Below are 18244 nucleotides of genomic sequence, written 5' to 3'. Positions count from 1 at the left end.
TTCCCGGACACCGGCGGCTGGGGCGTCGGCTGAGGGATCAGCAACCACCGCTGCGGGTTATCGCGCCACCCAGCATGGCGCCGCCCAGCGTGCCGGCGGCCGTCGCCGCCAGCTTGCCGTCGCCACGCCCGAACTGCGAGCCGACCAGCCCGCCGACCGCGGCCCCGCCCAGCACGCCGATCAGGTCGCCATCGAGTGGCCCGCACTCCACGACCTGCGGCGCCGCGCGGACCACGCGCGGGCGCTGCTGGACGATCACTGGCGGCGGCTCCTCGATGTAGACGGGGGCCGGAGCATAATGCACGACCGGCGGCTCCTCATAGACCACCACCGGCGGGGGCGGCGGACGATCACCACCCGCCCGTCGCCATAGCCGCCGTCGATGTAGCCGTGCTCGTAATACCGGCCACGCTCATGGCGCTCACGGTCATGGCGTTCGCGCTCATGATGGCGCTCCTGCTTGGCGCGCCAGCCATGGGCCGGGGCCCAGTCCAGCGGATCGGCGAGGACCGGGGACACCCCCGCGCCCAGGGCCGCCACACCGGCCAGCAGCGCGACGGCGAGGGATTTGGGGGTGAAGCGGATGTGCGTCATGATGTCTCCAGGGTACGTCTCACCCGAATGAACATCCGGGGCTGGAGTCTTCATCCATCCGACAACCGGGAAGCGCGTGACAATTTTGAGAGTGCGCGAAGGGGGTGGGGCAAGAGCAACCTCACCCCACCGCCGGCAGCCGATCCAGGAACTTGTCCAGCGTGATCGGGTATTCGCGCACCCTCAGGCCCGTCGCGTTGTGGACCGCGTTGGCGACCGCTGCGCCCACACCGCACAGGCCCAGCTCGCCCACCCCCTTCGCCTTCATCGGCGAGGAGATCGGGTCGGCCTCGTCCAGGAAGATCACCTCCTGGTGCGGGATGTCGGCGTGGACGGGCACCTCGTAGCCGGCGAGGTCGTGGTTGACGAAGAAGCCTGTCCGCTTGTCGAGCGCCAGCTCCTCCATCAGCGCGGCGCCGACGCCCATGGTCATGGCGCCGATCACCTGGCTGCGCGCTGACTTCGGGTTCAGGATGCGGCCCGCCGCACAGACCGCCAGCATCCGCCGCACGCGGATCTCGCCGGTCGCGGCGTCGACCGCCGCCTCCACGTAATGGGCGCCGAAGGTCGACTGCTGGTATTTCTTGTCGAGGTCGCCGTATTCGATGCCGTCCTCGGCGGACAGGCCGTCGGCGCCCGCCGCTTCGGCCAACGGGACCCTGCGGTTGCCGGCGACGACCTGACCGTCAACGAACTGCGCGTCGGCGGAGTTGACGCCCAGCCGCTGCGCCACCGCCTCGCGCAGTTTCACGCAGGCGGCGTAGACCCCGGCGGTGGCGTTGTTGGCGCCCCATTGGCCGCCCGAGCCCGCGGACACCGGGAAACTCGAATCGCCGAGCCGCACCGCCACCTTGTCCAGACCCACCCCCATCATCTCCGCCGCGGTCTGGGCGATGATGGTGTAGCTGCCGGTGCCGATGTCGGTCATGTCGGTCTCGACCGTGACGATCCCGCGCTGGTCCAGCCGCACCCGCGCCGCCGATTTGGTCAGCAGGTTGTTGCGGAAGGCCGCCGCCATGCCCAGCCCGACCAGCCAGCGCCCGTCGCGCACCTGCCCCGGCTTCGGGTTGCGCTTGGCCCAGCCGAACCGCTCCGCCCCCAGGCGCAGGCACTGCACGAGCTGGCGCTGCGAGAAGGCCCGGTTGGGATCGGCGGGGTCGGTCTGGGTGTCGTTGCGGATGCGGAACTCCACCGGGTCCATGCCCAGCGTCTCCGCCATCTCGTCCATGGCGACCTCCAGCGCCATCATCCCCGACGCCTCGCCCGGCGCCCGCATGGCGTTCCCTTCGGGCAGGTCGAGCGTGGCGATGCGGTTGCCGATCAGGCGGTTCGCCCCGGCGTAGAGCAGCCGCGTCTGGTCGGTCGCCGTCTCCTCCGAGCCGCCGGGCAGGTTGCCCGACCAGCTTTCATGGGCGATGGCGGTGATCGTGCCGTCCGGCATGGCGCCGATGCGGACGCGCTGGATGGTGGCGGGGCGGTGCGTGGTGTTGTTCATCATCAACGGCCGCGACAGCCCGACCTTGACCGGCCGCCCGGCCTCCCGCGCGCCCAGCGCCGCCAGCAGCGCGTCGGCGCGCAGGAACAGCTTTCCGCCGAAGCCGCCGCCGATGAAGGGGAGATCACGCGCACCTTGTCCTTCGGCATCTTCAGCGTCGCCGACAGGTCGGTGACCATCCAGTCGATCATCTGGTTGGAGGTCCAGACGGTCAGCCGGTCGCCCTCCCAGGCGGCGATGGTCGCGTGCGGCTCCATCATCGCGTGGCTTTCGTCCGGCGTGGTGTAGGTCTCGTCGAGCGTCACGGGCGCCGCCGCGAAGGCGCCGGCGAAATCGCCGACCACCGAATCGCCGTCCTTGGTCTTCTCCGCCTTGTCCTTGACCGCCGCCAGATCATAGGCGCCGTCCGTGGCAGTGTAGTCGATGCGGACGAGCCCCGCCGCGGTGCGCGCCTGCTCGAAGGTTTCCGCCACCACCAGGGCGACGGCCTGCTGGTAATGCTCGATCTCCGGCCCGCCGAGCAGGGTCGCGGCGTTGCGCTTGCTCTTTTCGAGGGAGCCGGCGTTCTCCGCCGTGACGATGGCGACGACGCCGGGGGCCTTTCGCGCCGCTTCCAGATCCATGGACGCGATGCGCCCCTTGGCGATGCCCGAGCCGATGACCCAGCCATAGGCGACGTTCGGCGCCACGTCGTGCCATTCATAGGCGTAGGTGGCCTTTCCCGTCGTCTTCAGCGGCCCGTCGATGCGGTCGGTCGGCTTGCCCACCACCTTCAACTGGTCGATCGGGTTGGTGGTCGCGGGAGTGTCGAACTTCATGTCTCACCCTTTCGCTTCGGCCAGCACCGAGGCGAGCGTCCGCTCGACCAGGGTCAGCTTGAATGCGTTATCGTGCGTCGGCTTCGCATCGGCCAGCAGCCCGGCGGTGACCGCCTTGGCGCCGCGCGGCATCTCGGCCTCGGCGGCCTCGACGCGCCATGGCTTGTGCGCCACGCCGCCAAGCGCCACCCGGCCGCTGCCGTCGCGCTGCACCACCGCCGCGACGGAGACGAGCGCGAAGGCATAGGACGCGCGGTCGCGCACCTTGCGGTAGACGTGGGTGCCGCCGACCGGCTTGGGCAGCGTCACCGCGGTGATGAGTTCGCCGGGAACCAGCGCCGTCTCGATGTGCGGCGTGTCGCCGGGCAGCCGGTGGAACTCCGCGATGGGGATTTTCCGCGTCGTCCCGTCGGCCCGCACCGTTTCCACCGTGGCGTCCAGCGCGCGCATGGCGACGGCCATGTCGCTGGGGTGGGTGGCGATGCAGGCGTCGCTCGATCCGACCACGGCGAGCTGCCGGCTGTAGCCGCCGATGGCGGCGCAGCCGCTGCCGGGCTGGCGTTTGTTGCAGGGCTGGTTGGTGTCGTAGAAGTAGGGGCAGCGCGTGCGCTGGAGCAGATTGCCCGCCGTCGTCGCCTTGTTGCGCAGTTGGCCCGACGCCCCGGCGAGCAGGGCCCGCGACAGCACGCCATAGTCGCGCCGCACCCGCTGGTCGGCGGCCAGCGCCGTGTTGCGCACCAGCGCGCCGATGCGCAGCCCGCCGTCCGGCGTCGCCTCCACGGTGTCGAGCTTCAGCCCGTTGACGTCGATCAGATGGGCCGGCGTCTCGATCTCCAGCTTCATCAGGTCGAGCAGGTTGGTGCCGCCCGCGATGAATTTGGCGCCCGGCCGGCGCTCGACGGCCGCCGCCGCCGCGGCGGGGGAATCCGCCCGCTCGTAGGTGAAGGGTCTCATGCCTCCTCCGTGCAACGTCCGAGATCGCATCGACGATGTTGGAATAGGCGCCGCAGCGACAGATGTTGCCGCTCATCCGCTCCCGGTACTCATCGACCGTAGCCTGCGGTGCGGCGTTGAGGTCGGCGGTGACGTGGCTGGGCACGCCGGCCTTGATCTCGTCCAGCATCGCCACCGCCGAACAGATCTGGCCCGGCGTGCAGTAGCCGCACTGGTAGCCGTCATGCTCCACGAAGGCCGCCTGCATGGGGTGCAGCCTGCCGGGCAGGCCCAGCCCTTCGATGGTGGTGACGCTGCCGCCCTCGTGCATCACGGCGAGCGTCAGGCAGGCGTTGATCCGCTGCCCATCCACGATGACCGTGCAGGCGCCGCACTGGCCGTGGTCGCAGCCCTTCTTGGTGCCGGTGAGGTGCAGATGCTCGCGCAGCGCGTCGAGCAGCGTCGTCCGCGTGTCGAGTTCAAGGTCGCGGCGCTGCCCGTTCACGGTGAAGGTGACCTTGGACAGGACGGGCGACAGAGTGGACGCTTCGGCTCCGGTCGCGGGGGTGGCATGGCGGTCTCTCCAACGGTGGCCGCCCGCGCCGGCGCCCGGAACGGCGCCGCCGTCAGCGCGGCGGTGGCGGCGGTCCCAAGCAGGAGGCCGCGCCGCGTCATGTCGAGGTCGCCGGAATAGTGCATCGGTGGAATCCTCTTCCCTTCCTGGCTGTGACCCCGGCCCCGCGGGGCGGGGCGCAGGCGTGCGGACGGCTCATCCGCTTGTGCGGATGGGGAAAAGCTAGGCCGTGCCGGTCCGTGGATTACCCGCCGGTCTCTGATAAGTCTTATGAAACGGATCAATGGAACGCAGCGGCCCTGTGGACGGTTGAACCGGGTTTGCCCGGCGCTTTCTCATGCACTCGCCTTGATCCGCTTGCGACGCACCGACATGATTGGCCGACGCCGGGGCTCATCGCCCCACGGCAAAGGGCTGAGCAAAGGAAGGTGAGCGTTGGATCTGCGTCAGTTGCGGTATTTCATCGGCATCGTCGATGAAGGCTCCTTCACGGCCGCGGCTCAGAAGCTGAACGTCGCCCAACCGGCCCTCAGCCACAACATCCGCAATCTGGAGGCGGGCCTCGGGGTCAAGCTGCTGACCCGTGGCGTCCATGGGGTCAAGCCGACCGCCGCCGGCACCCGGCTGTACGAGCACGCGGAGATCATCTTGCGCCACGTCGCCCAGGCGACCGAGCAGGTGCGCAACTGCTCGGGCACGCCGAGCGGGCTGGTGACCGTCGGCTTCACCTCCTCGGTGGCGCTGGTGGCGGCGGTTCCCCTGGTGCAGGCGGTCCGCGCCGAGCTGCCGCAGGTGTCGCTGCGGGTGGTCGAGTCCTTCAGCGGGACGATCCTGGAATGGCTGAACGACGACCGGCTGGATTTCGGCTGCATCTACGACGTGACGCGGTCGCGCACGCTGCTGGCGGAATCGCTGGTGCGCGAGGACCTCTACCTGATCGGGCCGCCGGGCGGTGACGATGGCGAGATCGCCTTCGACGAACTGGCCGGCAAGGACCTGATCCTGCCGAGCCGCCCGCACAATCTGCGCGACCGCATCGAACGGGTGGCGCGCGAGACCTGCACGATCGTCACCGTGGCGGTGGAGATCAACGGGCTCCCTCAGATCAAGGCGCTGGTCGCCAAGGGGGTGGGCTATTCGGTCCTGCCGATCTCGGCGGTGAGGAGGAATGGCGGACGGGCCAGGTCTCCGCCCGGCTGATCGTCTCGCCGTCGCTGCGCCGCTCGGTCCATCTCTGCCGGCCCCGCGGCGCCCCGGTGACCGAGGCTGCGGCAGCGGTGCGCGAGACCTTCCTGCGGGTGGTGCGCGATCTGGTCGGCGGCGGCGACTGGCCCGGCACCCTCCTGCTGGACGAAGAAGCGGCGTCCTCGTAGCCGCCTCGGCCTCATAGCGCTTCGTTATGCGATGCATGCCCCATCTGTATTGGATCGGGGCCGGTCCGGCTGTTTACCATCCCGGTCACGGACGATCGGCACAGGCCCACAGCGGAGGCTTTCCAGAATGACTTTACCTCTGTCGGGACGGCTCGTCGTCTCGCTGGAGCAGGCGGTGGCGGCGCCGCTCTGCACGTCGCGCCTCGCCGACGCCGGGGCGCGGGTCATCAAGATCGAGCGGCCGGAGGGCGACTTCGCCCGCGGCTACGACGCCGTGGTCCACGGGCAGAGTTCCTATTTCGTCTGGCTCAACCGCGGCAAGGAGTCGGTCGTCCTCGACATCAAGACGCCCAAGGACGCCGAGCTGCTGGAGCGGCTGATCGCCCGCGCCGACGTCTTCGTGCAGAATCTGGCGCCGGGTGCTGCAGAGCGGGCCGGCTTCGGCTCGGACGCGCTGCGCCGCCGCCATCCCCGGCTGATCACCTGCGACATCTCCGGCTATGGCGACGACGGCCCCTACCGCGACATGAAGGCCTACGACCTGCTGGTGCAGAGCGAGACCGGGCTGGCCTCCATCACCGGGTCGCCGGACCAGCCGGGGCGCGTCGGCGTGTCGGTGGCCGACATCGCCTGCGGCATGAACGCCTACACCGGCATTCTCCAAGCGCTGCTGGAACGCGAGCGCAGCGGCGAGGATCGGCGGTGGCCGTCTCCCTGTTCGATCGCTGGCGGAGTGGATGATGGTGCCGCTGATGCACCACGACCATGGCGGCAAGGCGCCGGGTCGGGTCGGGCTGATGCACCCGAGCATCGCCCCTATTCCGCCTTCGCCCTGGCCGACGGCCGGCAGGTGGTGCTGTCGATCCAGAACGAGCGCGAATGGGTGGCCTTCTGCGCCGACGTGCTGCTGCGGCCGGAGCTGGCGACGGACGAGCGCTTCTCGACCAACAACCGCCGCGTCGCCAACCGGCCGGAGCTGGACGCGCTTGTCGCCGCCATCTTCCGGACCATGGACCACGCCGAGGCCGTGCGCCGCCTCAACCGCGCGCGCACCGCCTTCGGCTCGCTGAACGAGGTGGCGGACCTGTCCACCCACGCGCAGCTGCGCCGCGTGACCGCCGAGACGCCGGGCGGACCGGTCGAGGTGGTGGCGCCGCCGGTGCAGGTGCGCGGCCGACCCTACGCCTCCGGCGCCGTTCCGGCGCTGGGCCAACACACCGACGCCGTCCGGCGTGAGATCTTCGAATCGACGCCGTCCGGCGTCAAACCGTCGAACAATAAGGGGGAACATGAGCATGGACCATTTGCGCGATTGGATCGGCCGGTCGGAAGGCGCCGAGGACGTCGCGGCGCCGGTGGCGCTGACCGGACTGGCGGCGATGCTCGACCACGACACCCCGCCCTGGCCGGCGGGCGAGGTGCCGCCGCTGGGGCATTGGCTGTATTTCCTGCCGAAGGCGCTTCAGCGCGACATCGCCGAGGACGGCCACCCGCACAAGGGCGGCTTCCTGCCGCCGGTGGAACTGCCCCGCCGCATGTGGGCCGGCGACACCCTGACCTTCCACCGCCCCATCCGCAGCGGCGAGGCGATCACCCGCCGCTCGACCATCGAGGAGGTCACCCCGAAGGAGGCCGGTCGGGCCGGATGGTCTTCGTGAAGGTCCGGCATGAGATCAGCACCGCCGCCGGCGTCGCCATCACCGAATTCCATGACATCGTCTACCGCGAGGCCGCCAAGCCCGGCGACGCCCCCGTCCCCGGCGAGCGCCCGGCGGGCGAGGCGGTGTGGCAGCGGCGCATCCAGCCCGATCCGGTGCTGCTGTTCCGCTATTCGGCCCTGACCTTCAACGGCCACCGCATCCATTACGACCGCGACTATTGCCGCGACGTCGAGGGCTATCCGGGGCTGGTGTTCCACGGCCCGCTCAGCGCCACCATGCTGATGGACCTGTTCCTGCGTGAAATCCGGGGGCGCGGGTGACCGGCTTCCGTTTCCGGGCGAAGCGGCCGCTGTTCGACATCCATCCGCTGACCCTGTGCGGCGCCCCGACCGCCACCGGCGCCACGCTGTGGGTGACCGACCACGAGGGCTTCGTGGCGATGTCCGCCGAGCTGGAGGCCGAACGGTCATGACGGCGGCGCATCGCGGCACGGTTGGAGGAGGCGTCTGATGTCCCTGCCGTATCAATCCTACCTCTTCGTCCCGGCCGACAACACGAAGCTGCTGGAGAAGGCCCACCAGCGCGGGGCGGACGCCCTCATCCTCGACCTCGAGGACGCGGTCCTGCCCGCCGGCAAGCCGGACGCCCGCCGCGGGCTGCCTGCGCCGATCGACCGGCTGCACGGGCTGGGCGCGCCGGTGCTCGTGCGGATCAACAGCGGCTGGCGCGACGCCGTCGCCGATCTGGAGGCCGCGGTGCGTCCCGGCGTGGTCGCCCTGGTGGTGCCCAAGGCCGAGGACGCCGGGGCGCTGCGCGTCCTCTCCGCCATGATCGCGGAGTGGGAGGCGGAGCGCAGCCTGACGCCGGGTGCCATCGGCCTCGTCGCCCTCGTCGAGAGTCCGCTGGGGCTGGAGCGGCTGGGCGAGATCGCCGCCGTCCCGCGCGTGGCGGCCCTGGCGCTGGGCAGCGAGGATTTCGCCCTGACGCTGGGGGTGGAGCCGACCGAGGCGCTGCTCGCCCTGCCCTGCCGCCAGATCGCGCTGGTGGCCGCCGCCCGCGGTCTCGCGGCGATCGGCCTGCCCGGCTCGCTGGCCGAGTTCCGCGACCTCGACGCCTACCGCGCCATGGTGGCGCAGGCGCGGGCCGTCGGGATGACCGGCGCGCTGTGCATCCACCCGGCCCAGCTGCCCGTCGTCCGCGACGTCTTCGCCCCCTCCGCCGCCGACATGGCCTGGGCCGGGCGGGTTGTCATGGCGTGGGACGAGGCCCAGGCGGCGGGGCGCGGCGCCGTGTCGGTGGACGGGCGCATGGTCGACCGCCCCGTCGCCGAGCGGGCGAAGGCCATCCTGGCGCGCACCACCGCTACAATCAAAAACGCAGGGTGACGAGACATGAAGACCAGCATCGGTCAGGGCTTCGACGAGATCCGCGACGCCGTGCGCGCGCTCTGCGCCGAATTCCCCAGCGAGTACCATCGCCGCATCGACGAGGAGCGCGGCTATCCCGAGGAATTCGTGGACGCGCTGACCAAGGCCGGCTGGATGGCCGCCCTGATCCCGGAGGAATACGGCGGTTCGGGTCTCGGCCTGACCGAAGCCTCGGTGATCATGGAGGAGATCAACCGTTCGGGCGGCAATTCCGGCGCCTGCCACGGCCAGATGTACAACATGAACACGCTGGTCCGGCACGGCTCGGAGGAGCAGCGCCGCCGCTACCTGCCGAAGATCGCGGCGGGCGAGCTGCGCCTCCAGTCGATGGGCGTCACCGAGCCGACCACCGGCACCGACACCACCCGCATCAAGACCCGGGCGGAGAAGAAGGGCGACCGCTACGTCATCAACGGGCAGAAGGTGTGGATCTCCCGCGTCCAGCATTCCGACCTGATGATCCTGCTGGCCCGCACCACGCCGCTCGATCAGGTGCGCAAGAAGTCGGAAGGCATGTCGATCTTCATCGTCGACATCAAGGAGGCGATGCAGAAAGGCATGACCGTCCAGCCCATCCGCAACATGGTCAACCATGAGACCAACGAGCTGTTCTTCGACAATCTGGAAATCCCCGCGGAGAACCTGATCGGCGAGGAGGGCCAGGGCTTCAAGTACATCCTGACCGGCCTCAACGCCGAGCGGGTGCTGATCGCGGCGGAATGCATCGGCGACGGCTACTGGTTCATCGACAAGGTCTGCGACTACACCCGCGACCGTCAGGTGTTCGGCCGCCCGATCGCCCAGAACCAGGGCGTGCAGTTCCCCATCGCCGAGAGCTTCATCGAGGTCGAGGCCGCCAACCTGATGCGCTTCGAGGCCTGCCGCCTCTACGACGCGGGAGAGAGCCCTGCGGCGCCCAGGCCAACATGGCGAAGTACCTCGCCGCCAAGGCCTCGTGGGAGGCGGCGAACGCCTGCCTGCAGTTCCATGGCGGCTTCGGCTTCGCCAGCGAATACGACGTGGAGCGCAAGTTCCGCGAGACCCGGCTGTATCAGGTGGCGCCCGTCTCCACCAACCTGATCCTGGCCTATGTCGCGGAGCATGTCCTGGACCTGCCGAAGTCCTACTGACCGGACAGGTGTTCCCGGGCGCAATTCCTCATCGGTGCCGGAGGTGGCCTGAAAGCCGCCTCCGGGTTTGAGCTGATCCGCCGCCCGAAAAGGAAAAGGTGGGTGACGGAGCCCGGAAGGCCCCGTCACCCGCCTTGTTTTTGGAGTGCGCTCCGGCCCCGCCGCCTCAGCCGAACCAGCCGGCGGCGTTGCCGGTCTGGCCGAGGATGGTGATGCGGTTGCCTCCGCCGATGTCGAGGGTGGTGTTGCCGCCCTCCACCCGGGCCGAGCGGATCACCGCGCCGAGGTCCATGCTGGCGTCGTAGAGCGCCAGACGGTCGACCCCGACCTGGAAGTCCATCACCACCGATCCGCCCGACGCCCGCCCGAAGGCGAAGACGTCCGCTCCGGCGCCGCCCCACAGCGTGTCCGCACCGCCGTCGGCGAACAGCACGTCGTTGCCCGACCCGCTGTTCAGCAGGTCGTTGCCCGCCCCGCCGAACAGCGTGTCGTTGCCGTCCTCGCCGAACAGCGTGTCGTCGCCGCCGTCGCCGCTGGCCAAGTCGTCGCCCGCGCCGAGACCGATCAGGTCGCGCCCCGCCCCGCCCAGCGCCACGTCGTTGCCAGCCCCGCCGCTGATCGTGTCGTCGCCCGCGTCGCCGATCAGGAAGTCGTTGCCAGCCCCGCCGAACAGCAGGTCGTTGCCCGCCCCGCCGGACAGCGTGTCCTCGCCCTCCTCGCCGGTCAGCGTGTCGTCGCCGTCCTCGCCGAACAGGATGTCGTGGCCCGTCCCGCCGAACAGCGCGTCGTTGCCGACGCCGCCGCCGACCAGGTCGTTGCCCTCGCCGCCGAACAGCCAGTCGTCGCCCTCGCCGCCCATCACCACGTCGTCGCCGTCGTCGCCGTACAGCGTGTCGTTGCCGCCGGCACTGGCGATCGTGTCGTTGCCGCCGCCGCCGTGCAGGATGTCGTCGCCGGCCCCCAGGTACATGTACTGCTGGTGGTCGTCGCCGTAGACGATCTGCTCGCCGTCGCCGCCGACCAGCGTGGCGTTGCCGACCACCGCCGCGAATTCGACGTTGTCGAGCTGGATGGTCACCGGACCCGCCGCCGCCGAGGTGTTGAGCACCACCGCGGTCGGCGCCGTGCTGGCGACCCCGGTGCCGCCCAGCGTGTTGCCGGTCACCTTGGTCTGCACCGCCTGGCCGGCGGTCGCACCCGGCGTGCTGAAGTCGATGGCACGCACCAGGAGCTGGGCCTGGGCGGAGAGCACCGAGAGGAAGCCGTCGCCGCCGCCGGTCAGGTTGCCGCGCGAGGCCGTGCCGGCGTCGGTGCGCGCCTCGATGGCGGCGATCAGACCGGTCAGCCCGGTCTGCGCCTCCGCGGCGGTCTGCCGCTCGGCGCTGCCGCTGGTGGTGACGGCCACGCCGTTGGAGACGCTGACCGTCAGGGTGGTGACGGTGGACACCGCACCGGTCTGCCGGTCGACCACCTGCTCGCGCACCACCGGCACGTCGGCGAGGTCGGCGTTGGCGGTGCTGGTGTCCTCGACCCGCTCCCCGTTGCTGGCCGCGATGGTCACGGTGGTGACGCGCTTGCCGTCGTCGCCGGTGGTGATCGAGCCGTTGACGGTGGCGCCGTCCACGGTGGCCGTCGGCGGCGGGGCGACCGGGGCGGGCTTCTCCGCGGTGGCGGTGAGCTTCTGCGTCGCCGCGGTGAAGGGCGGCGAGGCGTTGCCCGCCGGGTCGGTCAGGCCGAGGGTCAGGGTGAGCGTGCCGTCGCCCAGGCCGGAGAGGTCCAGCCCGGTCACCCGCATGGTCGGACCGCTCATCACGCCGCTGCCGGTGACCTGGCCGCCGCCGGTCGAGGTGATCGTCCAGGTGAAGCTGGTCCCGGCCTCGCCGCCGCTGATGGTGAAGGCGGCGCTGGACTGCTCGATGGCGTCGATGCTGTCGTCCTCGAACAGCACGGTGGCCGTCGGCGGGGTGGTGTCGACGGTCAGCGACTGCGTGCCAGGGATCGAGGTGTTGCCCGCCGCATCGGTGGCGGTGGCCGAGACGGGGTTGGCGCCGTTGGCGTTGAGGCTCAGCGTGCCGGTGACCGGTGTGGCCGTGGCGAGGTCGAGGCTCCAGGCGCCGCCGTTCGTGGCGGTGGTGGTGTAGGTGGCGCCGCCCACCGTGACGGTGACGGTGCTGCCGGCCTCGGCCGAACCGGTGAGGGTCGGCGTCGTGCTGTTGCTCAGCGCCGCGCTGGTCACCGCCGGAGCATTCGGCGCAGTGGTGTCGATGACCAACGACTGGGTGCCCGGCGCCGAGACATTGCCCGAGGCATCGGTCGCCGTCGCAGAGATCGGGTTGGCACCGTTGGCGTTCAGGCTCAGCGATCCGGCGGTCGGCGTGTCGGTAGCGAGGTTGATGGACCAGTTTCCACCCGTCGCGGTGGTGGTGTAGGTGGCGCCGCCCACCGTGACCGTCACCGTCGCCCCAGCTTCGGCCGTGCCGGCGAGGGTCGGCGTCGTGCTGTTGCTCAGCGCCGTCGTGACGGTCGGAGCGTTGGGCAGTGTCGTGTCGATGGTCAGCGACTGCGTGCCCGGCGTGGAGACGTTGCCCGCGGCGTCGGTGGCGGTGGCGGAGACGGGGTTGGCGCCGTTGGCGTTGAGGCTAAGCGCCCCGGCGGTCGGCGTGTCGGTGGCGAGGTTGATCGACCAGTTTCCACCCGTCGCGGTGGTGGTGTAGGTCGCCCCACCCACCATGACGGTGACCGTGCTGCCGGCCTCCGCCGTGCCGGTGAGGGTCGGCGTCGTGCTGTTGCTCAGCGCCGTCGTGACGGTCGGAGCGTTGGGCGGGGTGGTGTCGATGGTCAGCGACTGCGTGCCAGGGCCGGACACGTTTCCGGCGGCGTCGGTGGCCGTCGCCGAGACCGGGTTGGCGCCGTTGGCGTTCAGGCTCAGCGCCCCGGCGGTCGGCGTGTCGGTAGCGAGGTTGATCGACCAGTTCCCACCCGTCGCGGTGGTGGTGTAGGTGGCGCCGCCCACCGTGACCGTCACCGTCGCCCCGGCTTCGGCCGTGCCGGCGAGGGTCGGCGTCGTGCTGTTGCTCAGCGCCGTCGTGACGGTCGGAGCGTTGGGCAGTGTCGTGTCGATGGTCAGCGACTGCGTGCCCGGCGTGGAGACGTTGCCCGCGGCGTCGGTGGCCGTCGCCGAGACCGGGTTGGCGCCGTTGGCGTTCAGGCTCAGCGCCCCGGCGGTCGGCGTGTCGGTAGCGAGGTTGATGGACCAGTTTCCACCCGTCGCGGTGGTGGTGTAGGTCGCCCCACCCACCGTGACCGTCACCGTCGCCCCGGCTTCGGCCGTGCCGGCGAGGGTCGGCGTCGTGTTGTTGCTCAGCGCGGCGCTGGTCACCACCGGGGCGTTGGGCAGCGTGGTGTCGATGGTCAGCGACTGCGTGCCGGGACCGGACACGTTTCCGGCGGCATCGGTGGCGGTGGCTGAGACGGGGTTGGCGCCGTTGGCGTTCAGGCTCAGCGCCCCGGCGGTCGGCGTGTCGGTGGCGAGGTTGATCGACCAGTTTCCACCCGTCGCGGTGGTGGTGTAGGTCGCCCCACCCACCGTGACGGTGACCGTGCTGCCGGCCTCCGCCGTGCCGGTGAGGGTCGGCGTCGTGCTGTTGCTCAGCGCCGTCGTGACGGTCGGAGCGTTGGGCGGGGTGGTGTCGATGGTCAGCGACTGCGTGCCAGGGCCGGACACGTTTCCGGCGGCGTCGGTGGCCGTGGCCGAGACCGGGTTGGCGCCGTTGGCGTTCAGGCTCAGCGCCCCGGCGGTCGGCGTGTCGGTGGCGAGGTTGATCGACCAGTTTCCACCCGTCGCGGTGGTGCTGTAGGTGGCCCCACCCACCGTGACGGTCACCGTGCTGCCGGCCTCCGCCGTGCCGGCCAGGGTCGGGGTGGCGCTGTTGGTCAGCGCCGCCGAGGTCACCGACGGAGCGGTCGGAGCGGTGGTATCGACCGTCAGCGTCTGCGTGCCGGGAGTGGACGTGTTGTTGGATGCGTCCGTGGCGGTGACCGAAACCGGGTTGGTTCCGTTGGCGTTCAGGCTCAGCGACCCGGCGGTCGGCGTGGCCGTGGCGAGGTTGATGCTCCAGGTCCCGCCCGTCGCGGTAGTGCTGTAGGTGGCCCCACCCACCGTGACGGTCACCGTGCTGCCGGCCTCCGCCGTGCCGGCCAGGGTCGGGGTGGCGCTGTTGGTCAGCGCCGCGCTTGTGACGACCGGAACCGCGGGAGCCGTCACGTCGGCCACGTTGACCACCGCGCTGACGCCGGAGATGGTCGCGCTTCCGGTGGCGCCGCCGCTGTCGGTCAGGCCGGCGATGGCCACCGTGCGGTTGCCCAGCGTCGCCGTCGCGCTGGTGTTCTTGTAGGTGACGCCGCCAAGCAACGCGTTCATCTGCGCGTCGCTGCGCTCCAGCCCGCTGACCGTCACCGTGGCGACGCCGCCGACCACCGACACGGTGACGCTGGCGTTGCCGCCCGAAGCGCCCAGGCCGGTCAGGGTGGCGGTGGCGCCGTTGGTCAGGGCGACATCCGTGCCGCCGATGGCCAGAACCTCGGTGGCGTCGACCACGCCGCTGACGGTGAACACCGCGCCGCGGAAGCTCTGCCCCGCCTCCACCGTGGAGGCCGCCACGCCGCTGAACAGGCTGGTCGACGCATCCACCCCGACGCCGAAGGTCTTGCTACCGCCGGTCGCGGTCAGGGTCGGCACGGCGTCGACGGTGATCGTCACGGTGGCGCTGCCCGTGCTGTAGGCGTCCGTGCTGGTGTCGGCGGTGCTGCCCGCCGTGCCGCTGGTCAGGTCCCACGCCTTGAAGGTCAGGCCGCCGGTGTCGGTGTTGGTGAAGCCCGACCCGCTCGGCACGAAGCGCACGCGGTCCGACCCGGCGAGCAGCAGCGCCGAGCCGTTGGACGAGCCCGTGGGAATGTCCGTCCAGGCGCCGGTGCCGATCTTGTACTGCCAGGTGCCGTTTGTGTTGGTCACCCCGGTGACGGCGATGCCCAGCGGAACGACGGTGACGAGCGGGAACGGGCTGTTGTATTCCGCGTCGGTGGCGGTGCCGGCGGAGGCCAGCAGGGCGGTGACCGTCGTCCCGGTGTTGGCGGCGTCGGCGATGCCCTGGTCGATGGCGGTCAGGCTGCGGACGTCGTTGGACAGGATCGGGCTGTCGTTGGCGCCGGTGAAGTTGAGGGTGAGTTGCTTCTCGACGGTCCGGTTGCCGTCGGAAACGGTGAAGGTGCTGGTGCCCTGCATCGGCCCGGCGGGTACGCCGTTGAGGAAGGCGGCGTCGAACACGTAGGCGTAGTGGCCGGTCTGGCTGTTGACGTAGGAGGTGCCGCCCGGCCCGGTGGACCAGGTGTCGTAGGTGACACCGTTGCTCAGCGTGACGCTGCCGTACTGGAGCGGGGAGGCCTGCGATCCGGCGATGGAGTAAGTCAGCGTGTCACCTTCCAAATCGGTCGCGGAGAGCTGTCCGTCGATCAGCGGGAAGGTGTCGTTGGCGGCGGTGTCGACGAGGGTCGGCGGGATGGTGGGGACGGCCAGGACCGGCGGAGCGTTGGTGTCGATGCGGTCGTTGTTCTGGCTGATCGGGGTGGTGTAGGGGGTGTTGGCGTTGCTGGCGCTGTCGACCAGGACGATGTTGACCGGGATGTCCTGGTTGGCGGCGAGGTTGCCGGTGCGCTGGCCGTCAGCGGTGACGGTGAAGGTGGCGGTGTAGGTGGTCGCGCTGAGCCGGGTCAGGTTGCCGAGCGCGAAGCCGTTCACCGTGCTGCCGTTGCCCAGCGTGTAGGTGTCGCTGTCCGACGCCACGGTGATGGTCACCGTCACCGTGTCGCCGACCTTGGCTGGTTGGTTGGGGATGGTGACGTTGGTGATCGACGGCGGCGTCGCGTCGGGCGCCGGGGTGCTGTTCGTCACGGACTGGTTGGTGACGCTGGCCGGAGCGTTGCTCGCGGTGTCGGTCAGGGTGCCTGTGCCCGGGTTGTAATCGAGCGTCACCGTCTCGCCGTGGGTGACCGCCGAGGCCAGCGTGAAGGTCAGCGTGGCGGTGCCGGACCCGCTGGCATAGGTGGCGACGCGGGTCTGGCCGGCGACCGTGACGGTCAGGCCGGCGGCGCTGCTCGCCGACATGGCTTCGGCGAAGGTCACCGTCAGCGTCGTGCCGTTCACCGCCGCGGAGGCGATGGTCGGCCGGTTCGCATCGATGCGATCGGCGCCTTGGCTGATCGCCGTGGTGTAGGGAGTGTTGGAGTTGCTGGCGCTGTCGGTCAGCACGATGTTGACCGGCACGTCCGAACCCGCCGCGACGTCGGTGCCGCCGCTGGTCACCGTGAAGGTGGCGGTGTAGGTCGTCGCGTCGACCTTGGTCAGGTTGCCGAGCGCGAAGCCGCCGACCGTGCTGCCGGTGCCCAGCGTGTAGGTGTCGCTGTCCGACGCCACGGTGATGGTCACGGTCACCGTGTCGCCGATCTTCATGACCGCGTCCGGGATCGACACCGCGGTGATCGACGGCGGTGTCGTGTCGGTGGCGACCGGCGGCAGGGAGACGTAGGTGTCCGTACCGCTCAGCGTCAATGTCTGATAGGGCGTGTAGATGGTCTCGACACCGGACACGAAGACGGTGCCGGCGGTATCGGTGATGGTCACCACATCGTTGCCGGTGCCGCCGATCACCGTTTCCAGCCCCTCGACCTGGACCGTGTTGCCGCCGGCGCCGAGTTGGATGACGTCGGTGCCCGCGTTTCCGACGATGGATTCGACGGCCGACACCGTCATGGTGGTGCCCTGGCTGGTGCGCACCGTCACCACGTCGGTGCCGGTGCCACCGATCACGGATTCCAGGGACCCCACTTGGATCGTGTTTCCGCCATTGGCGAGTTGGACGACGTCGGTGCCGAGCCTTCCGACGACGCCTTCGATCGCGGAAACCGCGAGAGTCATGCCATCGTTGTTGAGCGCGACCAGCACGTCGTCGCCGGAGGTGCCGATGATCGTCTCGAGCAGCGACACCAGCATCGTGCTGCCGGTCGTGTTCCAAGGGATCGGCCCATTGCCGACGACGGCCGTCCCGTCCCGGAGCGTCATGTTGACGACATCCTTGCCGCCGCCACCGATCAGGGTGCTGAGGCTCGCCACCGTGATGGTGTTGCCGACGTCGAGGAGGATGGCGGTGTTTCGGCCGCCGGTTCCGCCAACGATCGTTTCGATCGACGACACGGCAAGTGTGCCGGCAGTGGTCTGGAGATCGGCCGAGCCGGTCTTGAAGGACATCGTCACGACATCGTTGCCGCTGCCGCCCATAAGGGTCTCAAGGAAGGCGACGCCGATCGTGTTGCCGCCGCTGGCCAGATGGACGACATCATTAACGGAAGCGCTGGCGTTCCCCAGGACGATCTCGATGCCTTCCAGGAACATCGTGTTGCCGCCGGTGCCGCCTATGGTGGCGACAAGGTCCAGGCCGTCGGTCCCGATCAGCGTCTCCATCAGGGCCACCGCCATGGTGCTGCCGACGGAGCCTGCGGCGTTGATGTTGATGACGTCCTTGCCGGCGCTGCCGACCATCGATTTCAGATAGCCCACCGACATGGTGTTGCCGGTGGTGCCGGCGAGCGTGATGAGGGCGGTGCCGGTGTTCGTGCCGAGGATCGTCTCAAGCGATTCCACCACCATGGTGGCGCCGGTGGACGTCAGCAGGACCCGGTCGTTGCCGGAACCGCCGATCAGGGTTTCGAGGGCCTGGACGGTGATCGTGTTGCCGGCCGTACCGGCCAGCGTGACGACGTCCTTCCTGGTGCTGGATGTGCCGCCGATGAGGCGATCGAGGTTGGAGACGGTCAGGGTCTGCCCCTGGGTGTTGAGCCGCACGCCTTGGGTGCTGCCGTTGCCGACGATCCCTGACCAAGCCTCCGTCGAAGAGAACACATAGTCCGAGCCGCCCGCGAGCGTCAGTGTTCCACCAGCAGCCATCTCATCCCTCTTGCATCGGCGTTTTGGCTCCGCAGCCGTGGCAGCAAGAGCGTGGCAGTCTCCACAGACTGGCCACTACCTCTTAAAAGCGGGTAAATAAAGTTAATGCTTTATCGGCGTCAGCCTGCCCAAAACCCGAATTCCTGTGGTGGCATTGATCCTGCCGGCCAAATCCAGTTTGGCGCGTTGATGACACAGCACTTCAGCTTCACGGGACAGGACGGTTATGAATCACGATCGTTT

The 18244-nt window shown here is 69.9% G+C and carries 9 protein-coding genes and 4 pseudogenes; 7 read left to right on the top strand and 6 right to left on the bottom strand.

Annotated elements, in window-relative coordinates; all coding sequences use genetic code 11:
* Nucleotides 1-37 precede the first annotated feature (37 nt).
* The 5 genes and pseudogenes from ACWPXE_RS08585 to ACWPXE_RS08565 all read right to left on the bottom strand — a co-directional run.
* Nucleotides 38-259: a glycine zipper 2TM domain-containing protein gene (locus ACWPXE_RS08585; protein ID WP_454017917.1), complete on the bottom strand. Its 222-nt coding sequence runs from the start codon at nt 257-259 to the stop codon at nt 38-40.
* On the bottom strand, nt 256-594 hold the full coding sequence (locus tag ACWPXE_RS08580; RefSeq protein WP_454017932.1) for a hypothetical protein: 339 nt from the start codon (nt 592-594) through the stop codon (nt 256-258). The genes ACWPXE_RS08585 and ACWPXE_RS08580 overlap by 4 nt, the downstream gene beginning before the upstream one ends.
* Nucleotides 595-718: 124 nt before the next feature.
* Nucleotides 719-2788 (bottom strand): annotated as a pseudogene (locus ACWPXE_RS08575) (molybdopterin cofactor-binding domain-containing protein); the annotation flags it as partial.
* A gap of 122 nt (nt 2789-2910) precedes the next feature.
* On the bottom strand, nt 2911-3861 hold the full coding sequence (locus ACWPXE_RS08570) for an FAD binding domain-containing protein (RefSeq protein ID WP_174452257.1): 951 nt from the start codon (nt 3859-3861) through the stop codon (nt 2911-2913).
* A 64-nt stretch (nt 3862-3925) separates the two neighbouring features.
* A pseudogene (locus tag ACWPXE_RS08565) lies at nt 3926-4366 on the bottom strand (2Fe-2S iron-sulfur cluster-binding protein); the annotation flags it as partial.
* 483 nt (nt 4367-4849) lie between these two features.
* Here ACWPXE_RS08565 and ACWPXE_RS08560 point away from each other — a divergent pair.
* The 7 genes and pseudogenes from ACWPXE_RS08560 (at nt 4850) to ACWPXE_RS08530 (ending at nt 10005) form a co-directional block, all read left to right on the top strand.
* Complete coding sequence (locus tag ACWPXE_RS08560) at nt 4850-5614, top strand: LysR substrate-binding domain-containing protein (protein WP_454017467.1); 765 nt, start codon at nt 4850-4852, stop codon at nt 5612-5614.
* A gap of 204 nt (nt 5615-5818) precedes the next feature.
* Nucleotides 5819-6994: pseudogene (locus ACWPXE_RS08555) on the top strand (CaiB/BaiF CoA transferase family protein); the annotation flags it as partial.
* An 82-nt stretch (nt 6995-7076) separates the two neighbouring features.
* Nucleotides 7077-7445, top strand: coding sequence for an FAS1-like dehydratase domain-containing protein (locus ACWPXE_RS08550; RefSeq protein WP_454017916.1), 369 nt, complete (start codon nt 7077-7079; stop codon nt 7443-7445).
* A 319-nt stretch (nt 7446-7764) separates the two neighbouring features.
* Nucleotides 7765-7920, top strand: a complete 156-nt coding sequence (locus tag ACWPXE_RS08545) for a hypothetical protein (RefSeq protein WP_454017466.1) — start codon at nt 7765-7767, stop codon at nt 7918-7920.
* Nucleotides 7921-7957: 37 nt separating this feature from the next.
* A complete protein-coding gene (locus ACWPXE_RS08540; protein WP_454017465.1) occupies nt 7958-8833 on the top strand; it encodes an HpcH/HpaI aldolase/citrate lyase family protein in 876 nt (291 codons plus the stop codon).
* A gap of 6 nt (nt 8834-8839) precedes the next feature.
* Nucleotides 8840-9724 (top strand): annotated as a pseudogene (locus ACWPXE_RS08535) (acyl-CoA dehydrogenase family protein); the annotation flags it as partial.
* A gap of 77 nt (nt 9725-9801) precedes the next feature.
* Complete coding sequence (locus tag ACWPXE_RS08530) at nt 9802-10005, top strand: acyl-CoA dehydrogenase family protein (protein ID WP_454017464.1); 204 nt, start codon at nt 9802-9804, stop codon at nt 10003-10005.
* Nucleotides 10006-10171: 166 nt separating this feature from the next.
* Here ACWPXE_RS08530 and ACWPXE_RS08525 read toward each other — a convergent pair whose 3' ends face one another.
* Nucleotides 10172-18001: an Ig-like domain-containing protein gene (locus ACWPXE_RS08525; RefSeq protein ID WP_454017463.1), complete on the bottom strand. Its 7830-nt coding sequence runs from the start codon at nt 17999-18001 to the stop codon at nt 10172-10174.
* Nucleotides 18002-18244: the final 243 nt, after the last annotated feature.

This window comes from Azospirillum sp. Marseille-Q6669 (assembly GCF_965111635.1).
Note: the sequence above shows the minus strand (reverse complement) of the source record. Positions and strands in the feature narration are given on the sequence as shown.